Source organism: Nocardioides sp. cx-173 (genome assembly GCF_021117365.1).
Taxonomy (GTDB): domain Bacteria; phylum Actinomycetota; class Actinomycetes; order Propionibacteriales; family Nocardioidaceae; genus Nocardioides.
This window is the reverse complement of sequence record NZ_CP088262.1, coordinates 2,537,339-2,552,694: the sequence shown is the minus strand read 5'-3', so window position 1 is coordinate 2,552,694 and position 15,356 is coordinate 2,537,339. Positions and strand designations below refer to the sequence as shown.

Annotated in this window: 14 protein-coding genes and 4 tRNA genes; 10 read left to right on the top strand and 8 right to left on the bottom strand. The window is 65.7% G+C overall.

Annotation, left to right across the window (positions count from 1 at the left end):
• Nucleotides 1-290 precede the first annotated feature (290 nt).
• Entirely contained in the window at nt 291-974 is a 684-nt protein-coding gene (locus LQ940_RS12355; protein ID WP_231242635.1) for a helix-turn-helix domain-containing protein, read from the bottom strand.
• Nucleotides 975-1,246: 272 nt separating this feature from the next.
• On the opposite strand from LQ940_RS12355, the gene LQ940_RS12350 reads away from it, so the two are divergent.
• A complete protein-coding gene (locus tag LQ940_RS12350) occupies nt 1,247-1,678 on the top strand; it encodes a pyridoxamine 5'-phosphate oxidase family protein (RefSeq protein ID WP_231242636.1) in 432 nt (143 codons plus the stop codon).
• 43 nt (nt 1,679-1,721) lie between these two features.
• Here LQ940_RS12350 and LQ940_RS12345 read toward each other — a convergent pair whose 3' ends face one another.
• Complete coding sequence (locus LQ940_RS12345; protein ID WP_231242637.1) at nt 1,722-2,315, bottom strand: hypothetical protein; 594 nt, start codon at nt 2,313-2,315, stop codon at nt 1,722-1,724.
• A 150-nt stretch (nt 2,316-2,465) separates the two neighbouring features.
• Here LQ940_RS12345 and LQ940_RS12340 point away from each other — a divergent pair, with 150 nt between their 5' ends.
• Nucleotides 2,466-2,687, top strand: a complete 222-nt coding sequence (locus LQ940_RS12340) for a PLDc N-terminal domain-containing protein (RefSeq protein ID WP_231242639.1) — start codon at nt 2,466-2,468, stop codon at nt 2,685-2,687.
• Between the two features lie 181 nt (nt 2,688-2,868).
• On the opposite strand, the gene LQ940_RS12335 is transcribed toward LQ940_RS12340, so the two are convergent.
• Nucleotides 2,869-3,609, bottom strand: coding sequence for a hypothetical protein (locus LQ940_RS12335; protein ID WP_231242640.1), 741 nt, complete (start codon nt 3,607-3,609; stop codon nt 2,869-2,871).
• 141 nt (nt 3,610-3,750) lie between these two features.
• Here LQ940_RS12335 and LQ940_RS12330 point away from each other — a divergent pair, with 141 nt between their 5' ends.
• Nucleotides 3,751-4,116, top strand: coding sequence for a hypothetical protein (locus tag LQ940_RS12330; protein WP_231242641.1), 366 nt, complete (start codon nt 3,751-3,753; stop codon nt 4,114-4,116).
• Nucleotides 4,117-4,166: 50 nt separating this feature from the next.
• Here the strand turns inward: LQ940_RS12330 and LQ940_RS12325 are convergent, their stop codons facing one another.
• A complete protein-coding gene (locus tag LQ940_RS12325) occupies nt 4,167-4,538 on the bottom strand; it encodes a DoxX family protein (RefSeq protein ID WP_231242642.1) in 372 nt (123 codons plus the stop codon).
• A gap of 112 nt (nt 4,539-4,650) precedes the next feature.
• Here LQ940_RS12325 and LQ940_RS12320 point away from each other — a divergent pair, with 112 nt between their 5' ends.
• Entirely contained in the window at nt 4,651-5,028 is a 378-nt protein-coding gene (locus LQ940_RS12320; RefSeq protein ID WP_231242644.1) for a winged helix-turn-helix transcriptional regulator, read from the top strand.
• 135 nt (nt 5,029-5,163) lie between these two features.
• Here the strand turns inward: LQ940_RS12320 and LQ940_RS12315 are convergent.
• From LQ940_RS12315 to LQ940_RS12305, 3 genes are all read right to left on the bottom strand, one after another.
• A tRNA-Val gene (locus LQ940_RS12315) sits at nt 5,164-5,238 on the bottom strand.
• Nucleotides 5,239-5,250: 12 nt separating this feature from the next.
• A tRNA-Cys gene (locus tag LQ940_RS12310) sits at nt 5,251-5,324 on the bottom strand.
• 31 nt (nt 5,325-5,355) lie between these two features.
• Nucleotides 5,356-5,428 (bottom strand) — tRNA-Gly (locus LQ940_RS12305).
• Nucleotides 5,429-5,571: 143 nt separating this feature from the next.
• On the opposite strand from LQ940_RS12305, the gene LQ940_RS12300 reads away from it, so the two are divergent.
• Nucleotides 5,572-6,393, top strand: coding sequence for an aminotransferase class IV (locus LQ940_RS12300; RefSeq protein WP_231242645.1), 822 nt, complete (start codon nt 5,572-5,574; stop codon nt 6,391-6,393).
• Here the strand turns inward: LQ940_RS12300 and LQ940_RS12295 are convergent.
• Nucleotides 6,379-6,810 (bottom strand): SsgA family sporulation/cell division regulator, encoded by a 432-nt coding sequence (locus LQ940_RS12295; protein WP_231242646.1) that lies wholly within the window; start codon nt 6,808-6,810, stop codon nt 6,379-6,381. The two genes, LQ940_RS12300 and LQ940_RS12295, sit on opposite strands and share 15 nt — an antisense overlap.
• 213 nt (nt 6,811-7,023) lie before the next feature.
• Here LQ940_RS12295 and LQ940_RS12290 point away from each other — a divergent pair.
• The 5 genes from LQ940_RS12290 to LQ940_RS12270 all read left to right on the top strand — a co-directional run bounded on the left by LQ940_RS12290 (nt 7,024) and on the right by LQ940_RS12270 (nt 15,188).
• Nucleotides 7,024-7,095: transfer RNA gene (locus LQ940_RS12290), tRNA-Val, on the top strand.
• Nucleotides 7,096-7,307: 212 nt separating this feature from the next.
• Nucleotides 7,308-9,377, top strand: a complete 2,070-nt coding sequence (locus LQ940_RS12285; protein WP_231242648.1) for a DUF262 domain-containing protein — start codon at nt 7,308-7,310, stop codon at nt 9,375-9,377.
• The gene (locus LQ940_RS12280) at nt 9,374-10,945 is read left to right on the top strand and encodes a type I restriction-modification system subunit M (protein WP_231242650.1); all 1,572 of its coding nucleotides are present in this window, start codon (nt 9,374-9,376) and stop codon (nt 10,943-10,945) included. The genes LQ940_RS12285 and LQ940_RS12280 overlap by 4 nt, the downstream gene beginning before the upstream one ends.
• A complete protein-coding gene (locus LQ940_RS12275; RefSeq protein WP_231242651.1) occupies nt 10,942-12,144 on the top strand; it encodes a restriction endonuclease subunit S in 1,203 nt (400 codons plus the stop codon). The genes LQ940_RS12280 and LQ940_RS12275 overlap by 4 nt, the downstream gene beginning before the upstream one ends.
• Nucleotides 12,141-15,188 (top strand): type I restriction endonuclease subunit R, encoded by a 3,048-nt coding sequence (locus LQ940_RS12270; protein ID WP_231242652.1) that lies wholly within the window; start codon nt 12,141-12,143, stop codon nt 15,186-15,188. The genes LQ940_RS12275 and LQ940_RS12270 overlap by 4 nt, the downstream gene beginning before the upstream one ends.
• The last annotated feature ends 168 nt before the right edge of the window (nt 15,189-15,356 follow it).

Here is a 15,356-nt window from a genome sequence, read left to right as displayed (position 1 = left end):
CGGTGGGTGTGGCGTACGCCTCATCCTGGCGGGTGATTGTTCGGACTACGGAGGAATTCCGAGCGCGGTGTAGCGTGCTGACGAGACCACCGGTCCGCCTCTTACTAGTAGGCGGAGCGGTGGTCTCGGACGTATGCGACGCAGAGTGCGGCGTGTTCGCAGATCACCCGACCCGTCCGATACGACGTGGTCACGGTATGTCGCAACATGGCCGGCGCGCAGCGCTTCTCACTCAAGAGTGGCTCAAGATCGAGTCGCGCCCGGCGACGGGCCCAGGGAGCAGGGCGACCCTACGACTCGTCGGTGCCCTGCGCGGGGGCATCGCGCACATCGTCGAGCGCGAAGCCGTGCTGCACCGCCCACGCGATGGCCTGGCTACGGCTGGTGACGCCGGTCTTGCGGTAGGCCGAGCGGATGTAGGTCTTCACCGAGTTGATGCTCAGGTAGAGCCGTCGGGCGATGTCGTCGTTGCCGAGGCCCTGGGTGATCAGCCCCATCACCTCGACCTCGCGCGGCGAGAGGCCCTCGGCGACTCCGAGCCGGCTCGGGTTGCCGGTGTAGTCGGCGGCCTCGGGGGAGTTGTCGCCGGCGAGGTCGCCGGCCGCGGCCGCCTCGATCGCCCGGATGATCTCCTCGGCGCCGGCCGACATCGAGATGACCCCGTCGACGCCCTTCTCGAGGGCGTGGCTGGCCAGGTCCGGGCGCAGGTCCCGGGCGATCGCCACCACGGCGGCGTGGGACTCCTTGACCAGCCACTCGAGCTCGTCGGCGCTGCCGCTGCTGAGGCGGGCGACGTCGTACAGCACGACGTCGACGCCGGGGTCGGCGGTGAGATCCACGGTGCGGCCGAGCAGCTGGGTCGGCGCGCCCATCTCCACCACCACGGAGGACAGGCCCCGGTAGACAACGTCCTCGTCGGTGACGATCGCGAGACGCACCGGCCCGCCGGTCTCTCGTGGCAGTGAAAGCGGCATCCGGACCGTCCTCGTTCGACAACCTCTGTCCTGTATCCGGGTGCACCGGATTTGGTCGACAGGTCCATTCCCTGGACTTCACGAGCCTAACCATGGCCCGGGACCGGGTCTAGACGACCGCCAGGTCAGCGGGTCCCCTGCTCGGGTGTGGGGTGCGGCCTGAGGTCCGTAGGCGACGGGACCAAGGACCCTCCTGCTGCCGCCTCGGGAGTACCAGGATCGTGACCACGACGCGCAGCTGCCCGTCGGCCCCGCGGAACGAGGTGAGCACCATGATGACCGCACAGTCCGTCCACGATCCGGTCGAGGACCTGACGCTCGAGGAGTGCTGGGAGCTGCTCGAGCTCGAGGAGTTCGGCCGCCTGGCCTACCGCCTGGTCGACGAGGTCCACATCGTCCCGATCAACTACCTCGTCGACAACCGCAGCCTGCTCTTCCGCACGGCGTCGGGCAACAAGCTGCTGGCCGCTGCGCTGCAGAGCGACGTCGCCTTCGAGATCGACTGGCACGACCTCGAGGGCGCCTGGTCCGTCGTGGCCCGCGGGGTCCTGCGCCGGCTCGAGGAGGACGAGCAGGGCCGTGCCGACGACCTGGCCGGCCGGCCGTGGGTCTCCACGCCCAAGTACGACGTCGTCGAGCTGATCCCCGTGGCCGTCACCGGCAAGCGCTTCCGACTCGACCTCGGGGACGTCACCCGCCCCTGACCCGGCCGATAGTGGGGGTGTCAGAGCTCGGGTCGAGCGACGCCTACCGCCGTGCCCCCCACTGCGAGGGGGGACCCAGGAGGTCGACCGCCCGCCGCAGCCCGATGGTGACGCCGATGGCGATGACCCCGATGCTCGAGACGAGCGAGCCGACGCCCAGCGTCAGCCACGCGATGACGTACCCGGGCGTGATGCCATCGCCCGCTTCGCTGGTCTGGGCGTTCGAGGAGGCCAGGAGCATGAGCACCCCGATCACGTTGATGACCAGGCCGAGCGCCAGGTACCCCGCCCCGTCGACGTACTTCGGGCGCCGCGGGGTCACGCGGTCGTCCGGATCCGGCAACGAGGCGACGGGCGTCGGCGGCGTGCGGACGTCCACCCCGAGCTCGCGCAGGGTCTCGCGCAGCTCGCGCTGGATCACGCCTGCGTGCACGGCGAGGGTGATCACCCCGGCGTGCTGGGTGTGCAGCTCGACGGCGAGCGGGGTCGGGAGCACGACCAGCGGCACCTCCGCCCAGGAGTAGTGGGCGACCCCCTCGCCGTCGGACTCGCGCAGGCTCAGACCCTCGGCGCTCAGGGTGAGCTGGTGCCGGACGCCGTCCCTGGTCACTGCCCAGGAGGTCTGCTGCTGGTCCATCGGCTTCTCGTCTCTGCCAGGGATCGGGATGATGCCCCCACTGTCTTCCCTCGGAGGCGCCGGTTCACTCCTCCCGGCGCGCTCACGCCGAACTGCGCACCGGCCCACCCGTGTGCCCGTGTCAGGGGTGGCGCGGCCTAGGCTCGGGGGGTGGCGAAGAAGAAGTGGTCCGACCTCACCCGGCGCCAGCGACGCATCATCGTCGCGGCCAGCCTCGTCGAGGTGGTCCTGACCACCGCGGCATCACGCGACCTGGCGTCCCGTCCTGCCGACCAGGTCCGGGGACCCAAGCCCCTGTGGGCGCTGTCCTTTGCGGTGCAGCCCTTCGGCCCGATCGCCTACCTGCTGGCAGGTCGGGTCCGCCGCACCTGAGCGGGCTCCTCGCGCCGGTTGAGGTGCGAGCGCAGCTTTTCGGTGGTTGAGGTGCGAGCGCAGCTTTTCGGTGGTTGAGGTGCGAGCGCAGCGAGCCTCGAAACCGCCGCGCCCGCACCCTTTCGCTGGTTGAGGTGCGAGCGCAGCGAGCCTCGAAACCACCGCGCCCGTCCTCGGACCCCTACGAGATGGTCGCGGCGCCCTCGGCCTCGATCCGCTCGTCGTGCAGCAGCTCGCCCTCGGCGTCCACGGGAGTCACCGACACCTCGAAGGTGATGGGCGAGCCCTTCTGGTAGATGAAGTTCTCGCCGAACGAGATGACCTGCCCGGACCCGAAGGTGTAGACCGGCGGGTCGACGTAGGAGCCGGGCGCGAAGGCGCCGTCGTTGACCTCCTGCGCCTCGAACAGCGCGTCGTCCACGACCGAGTCCATGCCCTGCATGTAGGGCCAGTCGTCGTAGCGGGCTTCCACGCTCACGCCGCTCGAGCCGAGGTCGATGTCGTCGCCGTTGTTGGTGGCGACGTAGTTGACGAACACGATCTCGTCGCCCACCGCGAGCAGCGGCTTGTTGGTGTCGGGGTCGACGAACTGGCCGGTCTTGGTCGCCTTGGTCGTGCCCACCTGGTAGACGTCGACCGTCATGTCCCCGGCCTCGATCGTGGTGATCTTCTCGCCCGGCGTCGTCACCGGGTTGGCCCACTCCGGCTGGGACCCTGAGGCCGCGCTCTCGTCGTCCTCCGAGACCGTCGGCTCCTCGGTCGGGGCCTCGCTCTCACTCTCGGTCTCGCTCGGCGACTCCGACGACGTGTCGGACGCGTTGTCGGAGTCCGAGTCGTCCGAGCACGCGGTCAGCCCGAACAGGGCGAGCGAGGCGATGCCGGCGACGGCGACGCGGGTCGAGCGGGGGAGCGTACGGCGCATGGGTCTCCTTAGGTTGAGGGAATTAAGAGCCCAACCTAAAACGCCGCCCGGGGCGCGCCGACCCCACCCTTCGACGTGGCCCGCGTCACGTGATGGCGGTCACATCGACCGGCTCGTGCCGTCAAGCGTGATGATGAGCAGATGAGCGGTCACGACGAGTGGATCAACTCGGGAATCAACGTCGCCTGGCTGAGTCGACGGATCCCAGACGACCTGCCGGACGCCTTCGACCAGGCATGGGACGAACTGCAGGTTGAACCAGCCTGGCGGCGATGGATCACCCTGCACCACACAGCCGTGAAGGGCAACGACGTGTTCAACTACCTGGAGGTGGGCGACGCGGACGCGGTCAAGATCTCGCACCGCCGCGGTGGCGACCTCGTCTACGTGGTCCCGGTCACCTACTTCGAGGGCGCCGACTGGCGCCAGCGCTCTCGCGCGCTGATCCACGATCTCTACGCGGCTCGTGCTGAGCGCGCTCACGTCGAGCCGCCGCCGCCTGTGTGAAGCGGGCGGCCTGAGGCGAGCGCCTGGTCAGGCCTGATCCGGCGCCACGGTCAGGTCCAGAGGGCGGCGGCCAGCCAGACGGTCACGGCCGCGGCGACGGCGAGGACCGCGTTGAGCCAGATGTCGTTGGTCTCCCGGCGGGAGAGGTGGAACCCGCTGGCGAGCAGCTGCAGTACGAGCAGGCCGACGGCAGCGGCGAGGGCGAGGATCGGGGCGATGTCGGTGGCCGGCGGCACGATCAGTCCCGCGGCACCGAGCAGCTCGACCAGGCCGATGGCGCGGACGCCGACCATCGGCACCGTGGTGCCGGCCCAGGCCATCATCGGCGCAAGCTTTTCCTGGCTCTGTGCCAGCTTGATCCCACCCGAGTAGACGTACATGAGGGACAGTAGGCCCGCCACGATCCAGTACGCGATCTCCATGGTGACTCCTATGGTTACGACCAGTAAGTAACAGCATTGTTGGGTACTGGCTTACCCTCTACAAAAGGCACATCGGTGTGCCTTGGCCACAGTCGAGTGCAGCGGGGAACGGATGTCGACGTACCAGAGGTCCTGCCTCATTCGGGGTGACGGAGGCAAGGCGATCCGCGGGATCCTTGACCGGATCGGCGACAAGTGGACGCTCCTGGTCGTTGCCACGCTCGAGGGCGAGCGGATGCGGTTCACCGCGTTGCAGCAACGCATTCCGGGCATTAGCCAGCGGATGCTCACCCGCACCCTGCGCAACCTCGAGCGCGACGGACTCGTGAGTCGGACCGTCTTCGCCGAGGTGCCCCCGCGGGTGGAGTACGAGCTGACTGACGCCGGACGCACCCTCATCGACCCGGCCGTCCGCCTCGCGGAGTGGGCGGTTGCCCACAATCCCCAGATCGAGACGAGCCAGCAGGAGTACGACGGCCGGCAGGCCTGAGGGGCCTCAAACTCGGCTGGCGAGGCTTTCTGGTCTTCAGACCACGACTCTCATCATGGGACACACATTGGCCACGCGTCCGAGATGACAGAAGCCCCTGATCTGCGTTTCCGCAGGTCAGGGGCTATATCTTGCTGGTGGGCGATACTGGGTTTGAACCAGTGACCTCTTCCGTGTCAGGGAAGCGCGCTACCACTGCGCCAATCGCCCGCTGTGAAGTTGTGGAGGTGGGTACGGGATTTGAACCCGTGTACACGGATTTGCAGTCCGTTGCCTCGCCTCTCGGCCAACCCACCGTGACGGCCAGGCCTCCAACGACCTACTCCGAGCGGACAACGAGACTCGAACTCGCGACCTCAACCTTGGCAAGGTTGCGCTCTACCAACTGAGCTATGTCCGCACGCTCATCTGCTCCCACCTTGCGGTCGGACCTGATGTGCGTGAGAACCGTACCCGATGGTTCGCGGCGGTCCCAAACCGGCCTCGCCGTGTGTCGCGCACGGGCTGCTCCGGAGCGCGTGGTCGGCCTCCTAGAGTGGCCGGATGCGCGCTTGGATCGACGGAGACTTGCTGTCCGACCCGACGGGACCGGCCGTGCCGGTCGTGGACCACGGGTTCACGGTGGGGGACGGGGTGTTCGAGGCGATCAAGGTCGTCGACGGGCTGCCCTTCGCCCTCGAGCGGCACCTGGCGCGCCTCCAGCGCTCCGCGGCCGGGCTGGGGCTGCCGGAGGTCGACCTGGACGCCGTACGGCGTGGGGTGCGGGCCACGGTGGAGGGGCAGGACCTGCCACTGGGCCGGGTCCGGATCACGGTGACGGGCGGGCCGGCGCCACTGGGGTCGGGGCGCGGCGACCATCCGCCCACCATCGTCGTGGTCGCGGCGCCCATGGACCCCGCTGCGCCGACGACGACGGTGGCGACGGTGCCCTGGCCGCGCAACGAGCGGGGCGCGACCGCGGGCCTCAAGACCACGTCGTACGCGGAGAACGTCATCGCGCTGGCCGAGGCCAAGCGCCGCGGTGCGACGGAGGCGGTGTTCGCCAACCTCCAGGGCCACCTGTGCGAGGGCACGGGGTCCAACGTCTTCTACGTCGTCGACGGCGAGCTGCGGACGCCGACGCTGGCCAGCGGGTGCCTGGCCGGGGTGACGCGGGCGCTCATCCTCGAGTGGTACGGCGGTCGGGAGGTCGACGAGCCGCTGGAGGTCGTGGCGGCCGCGAGCGAGATCTTCCTGGCGTCGACCACGCGTGACGTCCAGGGCGTGAGCCGGTGGGACGGGGTCGAGCTCGAGGCGCCCGGTCCGGTGACGCGCGACGCGCTGGCCACCTGGCGCCGGCGGGAGCCGGAGCTACTCGGCCTCTGAGGGCACGAGCAGGGCGTCGACCAGGCCGTCGAGATCCAGCCTGGCGCTCTCCTGTCCGAACGGCACGACCGCGCGGGTCTGGCCCAGGAACGTGTGCAGCTCGGCGGTGCGGGCCTGCGTGAGCAGCCTGCCGCTGGGGGAGTGGAAGTCGAACACGACCACGGCGTGCCCCTCGTCGTCGATCGCGGGCCGCAGCCGGATGTCGCCGTCGCCCACCGGCTCGGTGAGGCCCCGGACGATCAGCGAGCGGGCCACCGCCCAGCTCACGTCGCCACCGGGGATGTGGAAGGTCAGCCACACGGCGTACGGGTCGCCGGGGCCGTAGCCGAACGACGCGACGAACGCGACGTCGCCGCGCTCGTCGAGGCAGTGCAGGGTGATGTCCTGTGTCACTGCTGGGGTGACGGGCTGCGTCATGACGATCCTTGTCCGAGGTCCTGGTGTCTGAGGACGAGACGATGGTCTCAAGGAGGTCTGACGCGACAGACGCCGGTTTGGTTGCCTCGTGAGAAGAATTTTTTCTGCGGGGCGGTCGTGAGGGCTCGTCGCCGGCAGTCCTCGGGCTCGACGATGGGGGCCGGGATGTGAACGGTGGCGGCGCATACGTTAGAGTCTGCGACCGCAGTAGAGGGGCGATTGGCGCAGTGGTAGCGCGCTTCGTTCACACCGAAGAGGTCACTGGTTCGAACCCAGTATCGCCCACCCCGTTTCCGCAGGTCAGAGGCCTGTTTTGTTCCCACATCAGCGGATGAGGAACATACGAGGAACAGTGAGCGCCCAGTTCTGGCCGCTTCTGTCACCACTTGGGCCGAACGTAGGCCGGCGCAGTCCGGGGCCTTGATCTGCGTATCCGCTCCCGTGTCGATCAGGGGGACCGGACCCATTGGTCAGAGGTAGACGGCAGGATGGCCGCTGTGAAAGCCGTCGACGCCAACCTGCTCGATCTGTTGAAGAAGGCGACCCAGTTCGTGGTGCCGATCTACCAGCGGGTCTACTCCTGGGATCCCAGTGAATGCGAGCAGCTCTGGAAGGACATCGTCCGCGCGGGCAGCAGCGACACCATCGGCGCCCACTTCACCGGCTCGATCGTGTACGTCGAGAAGGCCCAGGGCAACATCGCGCAGGCCGAGCCGGCCCTGATCATCGACGGCCAGCAGCGCACCACCACGGTGACCTTGCTTCTCGCCGCGATCGCTGCTCACCTCGACGGCCTCCCAGCCGCGGAACAGGAGCCAGTCGACGGCTTCGCTCCCCGCAAGATCCGCGGCCTGTGGCTCACGAACGAGTACGAGAGCGGCGACAAGTTCTTCAAGCTGATCCTGTCCCAGAGCGACAATGAAGCGCTGAAGGCCGTGGTGCGCAAGGACCCGCTGCCCTCGGACAACCGTTCGCGCGTGATTGCGAACTACCAGTACTTCGTCGCCAAGCTCAAGGATCCGAAGACCGATCTGGCGGCTGTGTGCAAGGGCATCAGCAAGCTGGTGGTCGTCGACGTCCACCTCGCGCGCGGCGTCGACAACCCGCAGCTCGTCTTCGAGGCGATGAACTCGACCGGCAAGAAGCTCTCGCAGGCCGACCTCATCCGCAACTTCGTGCTCATGGACCTTGAGCCGAGCCATCAGACTCATCTGTACGAGGGTTACTGGTTCCCGATGGAGCAGGCGTTCAAAGGCACGAATGAGCGCCGCTTCGACGAGTTCGTCCGACACTTCCTGACCGTCCGGACAGGCACGATCCCGCGGCTTGAAGACATCTACGACGCCTTCAAGGTGTACGTCGACAGCCAGGCGCTCATCGGCGTCAGCTGCGAAGACGTCGTGATCGACCTCAGCCGTACCTCGGCCTACTTCGTCAAGATGGCCTTGGGCAAGGAGACCAACCCCCAGCTCGCGATGCGGTTCGTGGAGTTGGAGCAACTCAAGGCCGTCGTGGTCTACCCATTCCTGCTGCGCGTTTACGAGGACTACGAAGCCCAGAAGCTCACCACGATTGAGTTCTCACAGCTGCTCGACGCTGTCATCTCCTACCTCTTCCGGCGCACCATCTGCCGAGTGCCCACCAACTCACTGCGCAGCACCTTCGCGGCGCTCGCCAGCCAGATGGTCCCTGGGGCGTATGTCGAGGCCATCTGGGGACGTTTCCTGACACTCGACAGCTACAAGCGCTTCCCCGACGACGAGGAGTTCGCGAAGCATCTGCGCGACGAAAACCTCTACGGGCTTCAGCGTGCCCCGTATTTCTTCACCAAGATGGAGAACGACAGCCACAAGGAACCGATCAGCATCGGCGACTACTCCATCGAGCACGTCATGCCGCAGAACGAGAAGCTCTCGCCCGCCTGGCAGGCGATGCTGGGCGCCGACTGGCGGGACGTCCAGTCTCGCTTGCTGCACACGCTCGGCAACCTGACTTTGACCGGCTACAACCCCGAGCTGTCGGACAAACCGTTCATCGACAAGCGCGACATGGCCGGGGGCTTCAAGGACAGCCACCTCCAGCTGAATAAGGATCTCGCCGAGCTCGACACCTGGAACGAGACCGAGATCGTCAAGCGCGCTGAGAGGCTCGCGCAGCAGGCCGTCCGCCTCTGGAAGCGGCCCTCGTTGTCACCTGAGGTCCTGGCTGACTACCGCGTCCAGTTCAAGCAGGAGCAGGGCTTCGACTGGTCGGTGGCCCACGAGATCCTCAGCCTGATCCCCGAGGGCAGGTGGACGGGCTACTACTATCTCGGTGAGGCGATCGGGACGTCGGCTCAAGCTGTGGCCAACCACGTCTCCAAGTGCACCTTGTGTGCCCATCCGTACCGGGTCCTCACCTGGGACGGCCGCATCGCTGAAGGGTTTGCCTGGACTGACCCTGATGACACCCGTGACCCTCAAACTGTCCTGGAATCCGAAGGCTTGGTCTTCACCGACGGCTGCGCCGACCCGGACGCCAAGCTCGCCGCCGAAGACCTCACCGCGCTCATAGAGGAAGTGGCATGACCAGCACCACCAAGGAAATCGAGCGCGCAGAGCTCCACAAGACCATCTGGCGGATCGCCAACGACATGCGTGGCAGCGTCGACGGCTGGGACTTCAAGACGTACGTCCTGGGGATCCTGTTCTACCGGTTCATCTCCGAGAACCTCACCGCCTACCTCAACGAGGCCGAGCGCAAGGCCGGGGACGCCGACTTCGACTACCGCCGTCTACCGAACGCCAACGCGGAGTTCGGCCGCGAGGAGACGGTCAAGGAGAAGGGCCTCTACATCCTTCCTCAGGACCTCTTCGCCAACGTCCGCGAGCGCGCCCGCACCGATGAGAACCTCAACGAGACCCTTTCGCGGGTCTTTACCAACATCGAGGCCTCGGCAGTGGGCGCCGGTTCCGAGGACGACATCAAGGGCCTCTTCGCCGACCTCGACGTCAACAGCGGCAAGCTCGGCCCGACGGTGGCCAAGCGCAACGAGAAGCTGGTCAAGCTGCTCGACGCGATCGGCGACCTCGACTTCGGCAACGACGGCTTCACTCACAACACCATCGACGCCTTCGGCGACGCCTACGAATATCTGATGGGCATGTACGCCGCCAACGCCGGCAAGTCCGGCGGCGAGTACTACACACCCCAGGAGGTCTCCGAACTCCTGGCGCGGATCACCGTGGTCGGCAAGACCGAGGTCAACAAGGTGTACGACCCCGCGTGCGGCTCCGGGTCCCTGCTGCTGCAGTTCAACAAGGTGTTGCCCGGCGGGGTCCGCAGGGGCTTCTTCGGTCAGGAGATCAACCTGACCACCTACAACCTGTGCCGGATCAACATGTTCCTGCACGACGTCAACTACGAGCAGTTCGACATCGCCCACGGCGACACGCTGATCGACCCGGCCCACTGGGACGACGAGCCGTTCGAAGCGATCGTGTCCAACCCGCCCTATTCGATCAGGTGGGAGGGCGACGCGAACCCGCTGCTGATCAACGACGAGCGCTTCGCCCCGGCCGGTGTGCTGGCCCCGAAGTCGAAGGCCGACCTGGCTTTCACGATGCACATGCTGCACTGGCTCGCCGTCGATGGCACGGCGGCGATCGTCGAGTTCCCCGGCGTGCTCTACCGCGGTGGCGCAGAGCAGAAGATCCGCAAGTACCTCATCGATAACAACTACGTCGACGCGGTGATCCAGTTGCCTCCGGATCTCTTCTTCGGCACCACGATAGCCACCTGCGTGATCGTTTTGAAGAAGTCGAAGACCGACAACAAGGTGCTTTTCGTCGACGCCTCGGCGGAGTTCGCCCGCCAGGGCAACAAGAACAAGCTCACCGACGAGCACCAGCAGAAGATCCTGGACGCCTTCACGGCCCGCGAGGACGTCGCCCACTTCGCGACGCTCGTCGACCACGCCACGATCGCGGAGAACAACTACAACATCGCGGTCAGCTCCTATGTCGAGGCCGAGGACACCCAGGTCGCCGTCGACATCGCCGAACTGAACACCGAGATCGCCCGGATCGTCGAGCGCCAGACCAAGCTGCGCACCGAAATCGACGCGATCGTCGCCGAGTTGGAGGCGCAGGCGTGAGCCGCATCGACGACCTGATCTCGGAGTTCTGTCCCGACGGCGTCGAGTTCCGAGCGCTCGGCGACGTCGGGACGTTCCTGCGCGGGAGCGGTCTCCAGAAGAAGGATTTCGTGGAGGACGGCTTTCCGTGCATCCACTACGGACAGATCTACACGTTCTACGGCACCTCGACCACGACGACGAAGTCGTTCATCACGCCGACCCTGGCGGCGACCTTGAAGAAGGCCGCCCCAGGTGACTTGGTGGTGACGACCACCAGTGAGAACGTTGAGGACGTCTGCACGGCAGTCGCGTGGTTGGGGGACACCGACATCGCCATCGGTGGTCACGCGTGCGTGTTCAAGCACTCGCTCGACCCGATGTACGCCGCCTACTACTTCCAGACCGAGCGATTCGAGATTCAGAAGCGCAGGTTCGTCAGTGGCACCAAGGTCAAGGACATCAAAGCGGCCGACATTGCACGCATCCAGATCCCGGTCCCGCCCCTCGCAGTCCAGCGCGAGATCGTCTCGATTCTCGACAACATGGAAAGACTGCAAGCGGAGCTGCAAGCAGAGTTGAATGCGCGCTCCTGTCAGTACGAGTTCTACCGCGACGCGCTTCTCAAGGATGCTCGGCATCAATCGATGACTTTGGGCGACATCGGACGTGTTGCGATGTGCAAGCGCATCTTCAAGCACGAGACGTCGTCCACTGGCGAAATCCCTTTCTACAAGATCGGCACCTTTGGAAGGACACCTAACTCCTTTATCGAGCGAGAAGTCTTCGAGGATTACCGAGCGCGTTTCCCGTTTCCCCGGCCCGGCGCCGTTCTCGTCTCAGCATCGGGAACCATCGGGCGCGTGGTGGTGTATGACGGCCGTGACGCGTACTTTCAGGACTCGAACATCGTTTGGTTGGAACACGATGAGTCGGTCGTGACCGACGCTTACCTCAGACACTGGTACGGGGTTATTCAATGGGGCGCAACGGACGGCGGGACCATCGCCCGGCTCTATAACAGCAACATATTGAATGCCACCATCATGGTGCCCTCGCTTGACGAGCAGGAGCGCATCGTCGCGATCCTGGACAGGTTGGATGCCCTCGTCAATAGCCCGTCGATCGGCCTGCCCGCCGAGATCGCTGCCCGTCGCCAGCAGTACGAGTACTACCGCGACAGGCTCCTGACCTTCCCCGAGAGGTCGGATGCGGCATGACCGAAGCCCCGGATTCCGCGCTCCGCTATGAACCGATCGCCGTGACCGACGAGTCGACCGTGGTGGCGACGTACGAACCCGAGCCGGCCACGTCAGAGGGCTACCAGTCCGAGGCGCAACTGGAGGAGGGCTTCATCGAGCGGCTCCAGGCGCAGGCGTACGAGCGGCTGGTCATCACCTCGTCCGCGGATCTGGTGGCGAACGTGCGCACGCAGCCGGAGACTCTCAACGGGATCACGTTCAGCGACGCCGAGTGGGAGCGGTTCTTCACCGAGAAGGTGGCCTCGAAGAACGAGGGCATCGTCGAGAAGACCGCGAAGATCCAGGAGGACCACATCCAGGTCCTCACCCGCGACGACGGCACCAGCAAGAACATCAGGCTGATCGACAAGGCGAACATCCACAACAACCGTCTTCAGGTCATCAACCAGTACGAGACCACCGGTGAGGGCGCGGGCGTCGCCCGGCAGCACCGCTACGACGTCACGATCCTGGTCAACGGCCTACCGCTGGTGCACGTCGAACTCAAGCGGCGCGGGGTCGCGCTCAAGGAGGCGTTCAACCAGATCAGCCGCTACCAGCGCGAATCGTTCTGGGCCGACGCCGGTCTGTTCGAGTACGTCCAACTGTTCGTCATCTCCAACGGCACCCAGACGAAGTACTACGCCAACACCACCCGCGCCCGGAGGATCGCAGAGTCCGAAGGCGGACGGCGGGGCAAGAAGCAGACGTCGAACACGTTCGAGTTCACCTCGTGGTGGACCGACGCGCGCAACAAGCGAATCGGCGAGCTGACTGCGTTCACCAAGACGTTCTTCGCCAAGCACACGCTGCTCAACATCCTGACCAAGTACTGCGTCTTCGACGTCTCCCGCACGCTCCTGGTGATGCGGCCCTACCAGATCGTCGCCGCCGAACGGATCCTGCAACGCGTCGTCACCTCGACGAACGCCAAACAGCTCGGCAGCACCGCCGCAGGCGGCTACATCTGGCACACCACCGGGTCGGGCAAGACCCTCACGTCCTTCAAGACCGCCCAGCTCGCGTCCAAGATGGACGGCATCGACAAGGTGCTGTTCGTGGTCGACCGCAAGGACCTCGACTACCAGACGATGCTGGAGTACAACCGGTTCGAGAAGGACTCGGTCAACGGGTCGAAGTCGACGGCCGAGCTCAAGCGGCAGCTGCAGGACCCGAACTCCCGCATCATCGTCACCACGATCCAGAAGCTCTCCAACTTCATTGACGGCAACAAGGGCCACCAGATCTACTCCGGGCATCTTGTCTTGATCTTCGACGAGTGCCACCGCAGCCAGTTCGGCGACATGGGCACCTCGATCCGCAAGGCGTTCAAGCGCTACCACCTGTTCGGCTTCACCGGGACGCCGATCTTCCCGGAGAACGCGACCGGCGCGAAGCTCGACACCACCGAGGCCGTTTTCGGCGACCGGCTGCACTCCTACACGATCGTCGACGCCATCAACGACGGGAACGTGCTGCCCTTCCGGGTGTCGTACCAGAACACGGTCCGGGTGGCCGACCACGTCACCGACAAGGACGTGGAGGCCATCAACACCGAAGAGGTGCTGCTGGCCCCCGAGCGCATCGCGAAGGTGGTCGGCTACGTCCTGGACCACTTCGACACCAAGACCATGCGCGGTCAGGGGTATGCCCTGGGCGAGAAGCGGGTGCGCGGTTTCAACTCGATGTTCGCCACCGCCTCGATCCCGGCACTCAAGGCCTACTACCTGGAGTTCGCGAAGCAGCAGGCCGCGCGTCTGGCGGCCGATCCGGCATACCAGCCGTTGAAGATCGCCACGATCTTCAGCTACGCCGCCAACGAAGAGGTCGAGGACGGAGGCATCCTCAGCGACGAGGCGATGGACGCCGACGCGCTCGACGGCTCCTCCCGCGACTTCCTCGAGCACGCGATCGGTGACTACAACGCGACCTTCGGGACGTCGTACGACACGTCGTCGGCGAAGTTCGAGAACTACTACAAGGACCTCGCCAAGCGCGTGAAGGAGCGCGACGTCGACCTGGTGCTGGTGGTCAACATGTTCCTCACCGGCTTCGACGCGACCACCCTCAACACCTTGTGGGTGGACAAGAGCCTCAAGTCCCACGGCCTGATCCAGGCCTTCAGCCGCACCAACCGGATCCTCAACTCGGTCAAGGCCTACGGCAACATCGTCTGCTTCCGCAACCTGGAGACTGCGGTCGACGACGCGCTCGCGCTCTTCGCCAACAGCCAGGCCCGGGGTGTGGTGCTGCTCAAGCCATACAAGGATTACCGCGATTCCTACGAGAAGGTCGTGGGACAGCTCCTCGAGTCGACCCCACCGGGTGATGCGCCGTTCGGGGAAGCCGCGGAGAAGCGGTTCGTGGAGCTCTTCGGCAAGATCCTGAAGTTGCGCAACGTCCTGACCTCGTTCGACGAGTTCGCGAGCGACGACACCCTCTCCGCGCGCGACCTGCAGAACTACACCAGCGTCTACAACGGACTCTGGGAGAAGCACCGCAAGCGTGAGACCCCCGAGAAGGAGTCGATCCTCGACGACGTCGTCTTCGAGATCGAGCTGGTCAAGCAGGTCGAGGTCAACATTGACTACATCCTCATGCTCGTCCTGAAGTGGCGTGAGGCGAAGGCCGATGGGACCGAGCACGTCAGCCAGGTGGTCGACATCGAGAACGCCGTCGATGCGAGCCCGACGCTGCGAAACAAGCGCGACCTGATCATGGACTTCGTCGACTCGCAGTCCGTCAGCGACGAGGTCGGCGACGACTGGCGCGCCTTCATCACCCAGCGCCGTGACGCCGAGTTGGACGACCTGATCAAGACCGAAGCACTCAAGGGTGAGGAGGCGCGAGCGTTTGTCACCGAGGCGTTCCGTGACGGGTCCGTGCCGACGTCCGGCACCGCGATCACGAAGATCCTGCCGCCCGCCTCGCGCTTCTCGAAGGGCAATGATCACGGAGGCAAGAAGCAACGGGTACTGGCTAAGCTCATCGACTTTTTCGACCGCTACGCCGGGCTGAGCTGATCCACTCGTCGACCGGAGGGCCATACCGATGCGCGCCCATCCACGGGCCCTTCTAATGTCCCCAGCGACCAGCCGCCATTGATCCGTAAGCAGCGACGAGGTCGCGACTCATCGCAAGTCGTGCGCCGACGGCCCAGACTTACGACGAGTGACGGTTCCGGATTCCGG